This window comes from Martelella sp., assembly GCF_984369615.1.
Genome location: NZ_CFHTCS010000371.1, coordinates 1 through 4149, shown reverse-complemented (window position 1 = coordinate 4149; position 4149 = coordinate 1). Strand labels below are relative to the sequence as shown.

General features: G+C 63.4%; 5 protein-coding genes. 2 read left to right on the top strand and 3 right to left on the bottom strand.

The features are described from left to right. From AC5DC2_RS20395 to AC5DC2_RS20385, 3 genes are all read right to left on the bottom strand, one after another. The coding region (locus AC5DC2_RS20395; protein WP_491699806.1) for a 2,3,4,5-tetrahydropyridine-2,6-dicarboxylate N-succinyltransferase at positions 1–493 on the bottom strand (493 nt) is incomplete at its 3' end. A 223-nt stretch (positions 494–716) separates the two neighbouring features. Then, positions 717–1340 (bottom strand): EF-hand domain-containing protein, encoded by a 624-nt coding sequence (locus tag AC5DC2_RS20390; protein ID WP_491699805.1) that lies wholly within the window; start codon positions 1338–1340, stop codon positions 717–719. Between the two features lie 89 nt (positions 1341–1429). Beyond that, a complete protein-coding gene (locus AC5DC2_RS20385; RefSeq protein ID WP_491699804.1) occupies positions 1430–2161 on the bottom strand; it encodes a pyrimidine 5'-nucleotidase in 732 nt (243 codons plus the stop codon). A 275-nt stretch (positions 2162–2436) separates the two neighbouring features. On the opposite strand from AC5DC2_RS20385, the gene AC5DC2_RS20380 reads away from it, so the two are divergent. Further along, positions 2437–3351, top strand: a complete 915-nt coding sequence (locus AC5DC2_RS20380) for an EamA family transporter (RefSeq protein WP_491699803.1) — start codon at positions 2437–2439, stop codon at positions 3349–3351. Positions 3352–3418: 67 nt separating this feature from the next. Next, on the top strand, positions 3419–4149 hold a 731-nt coding region (locus tag AC5DC2_RS20375), incomplete at its 3' end, for an MFS transporter (RefSeq protein ID WP_491699802.1).

Below are 4149 nucleotides of genomic sequence, written 5' to 3'. Positions count from 1 at the left end.
CGGAGAGATGCACATTCTTGCCGATCTGGGCGCAGGAGCCGACGGTCGCCCAGGTGTCGACCATGGTGCCTTCATCGACATGGGCGCCGAGATTGACGAAGGAGGGCATCAGCACCACGCCGGGCGCGATATAGGCCGAGCGGCGCACGACGGCGTTCGGCACGGCGCGGAAGCCGGCGGCGCGGAACTGGTTGTCGCCCCAGCCCGCAAACTTGGAGGGCACCTTGTCCCACCAGGTGGCATCGCCCGGACCGCCCTTGACCACTTCCATATCGTTCAGGCGGAAGGAGAGCAGAACCGCCTTCTTCAGCCACTGGTTGACCTTCCAGGCGCCGTGTTCCTGCCGCTCGGCAACGCGTGCCTCGCCGCTGTCCAGCAGGTTGAGCGCATCCTCGACCGCTTCGCGCACTTCGCCCCTGGTCGAAATGGAGATTTCGGCGCGGTTTTCAAATGCGGTCTCGATGGTTTTTTCAAGCGATGCGTGGTCGGTCATGGGTCGTCCTTGTCAATGTCGCGCCGGGCGGCGCGGAAGAATCCGTCAAGCGTCTAGCTGTCCCACTGCTCTAGGCGAGGCGCGCCAGTGCGTCAATCTTTGCCGACGGCTTTGAGGTTCATCGGCGAAAAACGCAAATGCCCCCGCCGGGAGGCGAGGGCATGCCGATGAAGCGCATCGGACGCGACCGATGGAGACGGTCGAAAGAACGTGTGCGGAATGTCTACCAGCGCATCGGGCGATCCGGCAGGTCGTCGACGGTGATCACCATGTCGCCGTTGCGGTCCATGCGGGAAAACATCTTCGCGGACAAGGCGGCGAATTCCTCCTGCGAGATCTGGCCGCTGCGGTCGCTGTCGGCGCGGACGAAGAAGACGCGCTGCATGGCGCCCTGATGATGGCCGTCCCATTTGCCCTGGCGGCGTTCGCCATCGGGGCTCATCCTGCGGTCGCCGTCCTTCATGGCCATGCGCGGCCTCCAGCCGTCGCGGTTCTCGTTATTCCGCTCCTTCGCCATTGCGGCGCGGTCTTCGCCGCGCGCCCCGGGGCGGGGATTGGTCTTGCGGAGTTCGGCGATCTTCGCCTTGCGGGCGTCGGCAAATTCGCCGGGCGTGATCACGCCGTCGCCATTGACGTCGATTGCCGCGAAACGCCCGTCCCGGAAGGCCGCGACTTCTTCCTCGGTGATCTTTCCGTTCCCGTCGGCGTCGGCATTCTTCAGGAGCAAGATATAGCCGCGTTCAACGGGGGCGGGCCCGCGCATGTCGCGCGCCGCGCCGGGCATGGCGGTCGCGCCGAAGGCCAGTGTCGCGGTGAGTGCGGTCAGGGTCAGATGCTTGACGGTCATGGCTCAAATCCTCGTTTTGCCGTGATGACAAGATGAAGGTAAGCGAGCGTTGCCGCCGGGACGACTTAATTATCCGCAAGGTAGCTGAATTATCGGTAATTCATATTCCGTTCACCATGGAAATCCAGCACGGCGCCGACAAAGCCCGCGAGGTCTTCGGTGACGTAGTCGATATGGGCGGTCTCGTCGCCAAGGCGTTCGAAGGTCTCGGCGAAACCGTATTCCAGATTAGGCGGGACGATCAGCACCGTCTTCATGCCGAGCGTCTTCGGCTCCCGCAGATTGCGCGGCAGGTCTTCGAACATGGCGGCATGGTCCGTATCCACCCCGGAGCGGCGGAGGAATTTCGCGTAGGCATCGGCCTCGGGCTTCGGCGTGAAGCCGGCGGCCACGATGTCGAAAATCTCGTCGAAATGATCGAGGATGCCGAGCGCTTCCGCGGTTTTTTCCGCATGCGGCACGGAGCCGTTGGTGAAGATGAACTTGCGGCCCGGCAGCGCCTTGATCGCCGCGCCCAGAACCGGGTTCGGTTCCAGCACGGAATAGTCGATTTCGTGCGCCTTTTTAAGAAAGTCATTGGGATCGATGTCGTGATTGATCATCAGGCCCTGCAGCGTCGTGCCGTGGTCGCGGTAATAGTTCTTTTGCAGCACGCGCGCTTCGTCTTCCGGCAGCGATAGGAGTTTCGACACATAGGCGGTCATGTTGCGGTCGACCTGGGCGAAGAGGTCGACGTGATGCGGGTAGAGCGTGTTGTCGAGATCGAAGACCCAGTCACGGATCGTCGCGAAATCGGCGGCTTCGGGATGTGTTCTGGTCATGGGTTTGCTTATGGCAGAGCCGGCGCGGGAAGGAAACTGATTTCCGTCAGTGCGCGGCCGGCCTGCTTCCGGGGCGGGCGAGACTGTGCTAAGCAGAAGGGATGAAAACCGGACCGATCAGCTTTTCGCCTTGCGGCGCGATCATCCTGCAGGACAGAAAGCGCCTGCCGGCCCGGTTCTTCGCGCATTTCTGCAAGACCGCCTGCGGCAGGCTTTGAGCGAGCGTGAACTGACTTTCACCCCTTCGGTTGCCCGCCTCACAAGGTCTTCATCCCATGGAACTCTGGATCGGCATCACCTTCGCCGCCGCCTTTCTGCAGAACATGCGCTCCACGCTTCAGAAATATCTGAAGGGGCGCATGGCCACGCTCGGCTCCACCTTCACCCGTTTCGGCTTCGGCCTGCCCTTTGCCGCGCTCTATTTCGCTTTCCTGGCCTACGGCCTCGACCGGCCGGTGCCGGCGGCGAACGGCGATTTCGCCTTCTGGGCGCTGATCGGCGCGGTCAGCCAGATCGGTGCCACCTTCTTGCTGGTCTATCTGTTTTCCTTCCGCAATTTCGTCGTGGGAACGGCCTATTCGCGCACCGAGCCGGCGCAGGCGGCCATCCTCGCCTTCATCTTCTTCGGCGCAACCATATCCTTCGCCGCGATCGCGGCCATCCTCATCTCGATCGCCGGCGTCATGCTGATCTCGCTGTCGCGCAATGACATGGGCTTTGGCGGTCTCGTTCGCGGACTTCTGACCCGCACGGCGCTGGTCGGCATCGCATCGGGCACGCTGTTCGGGCTTTCTGCGGTCTCCTACCGCGCGGCGTCTCTGGCGCTCGCGCCGAGCCTGCCGCAGCCCGACGCGATCATGCAGGCCGCCTTCACGCTGGTCATCGTCATCGCGGTTCAGACGGTCGCCATGCTCGTCTACATGCTAGCTTTCGATCGCGCCGAGCTGGCCAAGGTGGCAAGAGCCTGGCGGCCGGCGCTCGCGGTCGGCTTCGTCGGCGCGACGGCCTCCTTTGGCTGGTTCATCGCCATGACCCTGCAGCAGGCGGCGATCGTCAAGGCGGTGGCGCAGGTGGAGATGCTGTTCTCCTTCGCCACCTCGGTCCTCGTCTTCAAGGAGAAGATGACCGCGGCCGAGGCGCTTGGCTGCGTGCTCGTCGTGCTCGGCGTGCTGACGCTGCTTCTGGCATAGCTCTGATTGACTTGTTCGCCGCGAGCGGCAAAGGATGAGGAAGGGATCATTGACAACGGGGACGTGCATGACGCAGGCGGCTGAGACGGAAGCGCCGGCCTATCCGGGACGATGGCTGGCGATGTCGGTGCTGATCGCGGCCGCCTTCATGAACCTTCTCGATGCCACCATCGTCAATGTGGCGCTGCCGGTCATCGGCAAGGATCTTGATGCCCACAGCTCGTCGCTGGAATGGGTCATCGCCGGCTATGTGATGGTCTTCGCGCTGGCGCTGATGCCTTGCGGGCGGCTTGGCGACATCATCGGCAAGAAGCGGATGTTTCTCTTCGGCGTCGGCTTCTTCACCGTGGCTTCGGCCTGTTCCGGCGCCGCGCCCAATATCACGGCGCTGGTGGTCGCGCGGCTTTGCCAGGGGCTGGGCGCCGCGATCATGGCGCCGCAAGTTCTGGCGCTGGCGCAGGACATGTTTGCCTCCAAGGAGCGCTCCAGCGCCTTCTCGCTGTTCGGGATAGCAAGCGGCATTGCCATCGTCTCCGGCCCGCTGATCGGCGGCTGGCTGATCGCGATCGACCTTTTCGGGCTTGAATGGCGCTCGATCTTCTACATCAACGTGCCGGTCGGCATCGCCGCCGTGATTGCCGGGCGCATCCTTATCCCCGACATTGTATCAAGCGAACGGTCTTCGCTCGATGTCATCGGGGTTCTGATCGTCGCCGCCGCCTTCGTGCTGCTGATCTTCCCGCTGGTCGAGGCGCGGCGGTTCGGCTGGCCGCTCTGGTGCTTCGCCATGATCATCGC